We start from the raw sequence: 1,721 nt of genomic DNA, 5'->3' as shown, positions 1-1,721 counted from the left end.
ATCTAGCGCCTTGTGCATGGGGGTTCGAGTCCCTTCATCCGCACCATAAATTTTAAAACAAAGAACCAATAAATTGGTTCTTTTTTATTTTGTTCACGATAGTAGTTTTGTAAGATTTTTAATAAACCCTAAATAATTAAATCGCCAAAACAGAGAACCCACACAAGGTGCTCTGTTTTTTATTGTATCAAAGACCACGAAAGCAGTGGCCAATTCGCGCATCATAAGTAGTCCAACCACAGAAAGCATGTTCCCATCATAAATCTGGTACAACACCACAAAAAATATAATACTATCCAGAAGTATTAATACGATATTTCGAAACCAAGTGTTTCCTCTAAAATCCTTAGCATTCATCGTCCCCTTCGAAAACAAAAGGATTTCAGTACATGCTCTTAAGAACATAAAAAAGGTTACCATCTTAATTTCAAAGTTAAAAACTGCGGCCAAGATGAAATAAAACAAGACTTGATCAAGTGCAATTGCAAGTGCAGTAACAAAAGTCTTTCTTGACGCGTTTGTGTCGCCGTCATTTTTTAATGTATAGTTTCTTAAAATTATATATCCAGATCTTAAGACAAGCATTATAATTACCGAAACAGAGACCCCGTTCTTAATGCTACTCAAAACTATATAAAAGAATGAAATATCAAAAGCAATGATAATACTGTCACGATAGTTTGATATTATTTTTTTTACCATTCTATTCCCTCTCCTATGTTAGTAAACCCATCTGCCTGCATTATAGCAGTATCCTCCTTCTATTTTGATAAATGCGGTTAGGTTGACGACTTTATAGACTAATTTGCTATCTCTGGGCATAAATGGCTAACTTGTGCCTTTTGGTGTTTAGGTTGTATAAAAAAATCCAATAAATGATGATACCATTATAGTAGGAAGGTACTTTGTATGAATAAACACGCTAAATTGACACTATTATTGTTAATTGGTGGCCTTTATTTACTCGGTCACCTATTCCCAGACTTTTATACTGTATTTACAACATTCATCTTTTGGAGTTGTCTTATCTTCGCAATCCACTACATTATTTCAGCAATTCGTCTACAGATGAAATTGAAACACTACAAACGCTTTGAAGAGTAAATTCCAACTTCTATAGCAGCCAAAAATTTCTCAATATTCTACATTTTAGTTGTGAAGATTGATATATTTTGAACGTTTCCTTGCCTCAGTTCGAACATACGATGTATTCGTAAATTATGTCTTGTCACCTACCGGAAAATCATTTGACAAACCATAGGTATTATCCTATGATTATACTAGAAATAAGAACTCAACGTTTATATAATGTCTATTATTAAACTGTTTAAACCTTATTCTAGACAGGAGGCACTATATATGGAAACAGGTAAAGTTAAATTCTTTAATGCTGAAAAAGGTTTCGGTTTCATTACAAATGATACAGATAACCAAGACGTGTTCGTACACTTCTCAGCTATCGAATCAACAGGCTACAAAACTTTAAACGAAGGACAAGCAGTTAGCTTTGACATCGTTGAAGGACAACGTGGTCCTCAAGCAAGTAACGTAAGACCGTTATAATAACAAAAGCTCTCACAATTCATTGTGAGAGCTTTTCTTTTATCAAATCTCAACCGCACCACTATTCATTTTTAAAAATTCTATCTCATAAGCAGTTTTAAAGTCAAACATTTTGCGAGGCATTGAGTTGATTTTAAAGGCAATGTCATCAAGATATT

3 protein-coding genes and 1 pseudogene are annotated in these 1,721 nt (G+C 33.6%); 2 read left to right on the top strand and 2 right to left on the bottom strand.

Going from position 1 to position 1,721, the window contains the following annotated elements; translation table 11 throughout:
- Window positions 1-93: 93 nt before the first annotated feature.
- Window positions 94-702, bottom strand: a complete 609-nt coding sequence (locus GVV20_RS10495; protein ID WP_250690212.1) for a hypothetical protein — start codon at window positions 700-702, stop codon at window positions 94-96.
- A 207-nt stretch (window positions 703-909) separates the two neighbouring features.
- Here GVV20_RS10495 and GVV20_RS10490 point away from each other — a divergent pair, with 207 nt between their 5' ends.
- Window positions 910-1,104 (top strand): hypothetical protein, encoded by a 195-nt coding sequence (locus GVV20_RS10490; protein WP_159741506.1) that lies wholly within the window; start codon window positions 910-912, stop codon window positions 1,102-1,104.
- Between the two features lie 255 nt (window positions 1,105-1,359).
- Window positions 1,360-1,563 carry a cold-shock protein gene (locus GVV20_RS10485; RefSeq protein ID WP_159633074.1) on the top strand — a complete coding sequence of 68 codons (204 nt, stop codon included), beginning with the start codon at window positions 1,360-1,362 and terminating at the stop codon, window positions 1,561-1,563.
- Window positions 1,564-1,605: 42 nt separating this feature from the next.
- Here GVV20_RS10485 and GVV20_RS10480 read toward each other — a convergent pair.
- Window positions 1,606-1,721: pseudogene (locus tag GVV20_RS10480) on the bottom strand (IS30 family transposase); the annotation flags it as partial.

This window comes from Erysipelothrix aquatica (assembly GCF_009828775.2).
Taxonomy (GTDB): domain Bacteria; phylum Bacillota_I; class Bacilli_A; order Erysipelotrichales; family Erysipelotrichaceae; genus Erysipelothrix; species Erysipelothrix aquatica.
The sequence above is the reverse complement of the archived record's forward strand: the minus strand, read 5'-3'. Positions and strand labels throughout refer to the sequence as shown.

Bases quoted from the DNA above. Each gene is read 5' to 3' on its own strand.
- GVV20_RS10490 (WP_159741506.1), top strand. From the start codon at position 910: ATGAATAAACACGCTAAATTGACACTATTATTGTTAATTGGTGGCCTT.
- GVV20_RS10495 (WP_250690212.1), bottom strand. From the start codon at position 702: ATGGTAAAAAAAATAATATCAAACTATCGTGACAGTATTATCATTGCT.
- GVV20_RS10485 (WP_159633074.1), top strand. From the start codon at position 1,360: ATGGAAACAGGTAAAGTTAAATTCTTTAATGCTGAAAAAGGTTTCGGT.